Origin of the sequence: Psychrobacter sp. GW64-MNA-CIBAN-0177 (assembly GCF_040309585.1) — a bacterium.
GTDB classification, from domain to species: domain Bacteria; phylum Pseudomonadota; class Gammaproteobacteria; order Pseudomonadales; family Moraxellaceae; genus Psychrobacter; species Psychrobacter okhotskensis.
Genome location: NZ_JBEOOY010000404.1, coordinates 1 through 256 on the forward strand (window position 1 = coordinate 1; position 256 = coordinate 256).

General features: G+C 43.4%; 1 protein-coding gene. It reads right to left on the reverse strand.

Translation table 11 applies throughout. The features are described from left to right. The coding region (locus AAEY79_RS15635; RefSeq protein ID WP_352289502.1) for a hypothetical protein at positions 1-256 on the reverse strand (256 nt) is incomplete at both ends.

The window sequence follows — 256 nt, forward strand, 5'->3', positions numbered from 1 at the left end:
GAGTTTACTGGCGGAAAAAATCTTGTGGGTATCTTCGCTGCGCGGATCTGTGCCAAGTACTGGCAGGTTGTCGCCATTTAAAAACTGTTGAATGATTGCAGTATCGACCCGGTGAATTTTAATTTTTTCTTCTTTGGCGTCATAGGCTATCACTTTGCCATCTGGGTCTAAGGTGTAAATTTCAAAGCTTGGACCTAACAGCATAAAATCATGAAAGGCTTCTTTAAGCGCGGCGTCTGACGTTATCCCTTGTGAT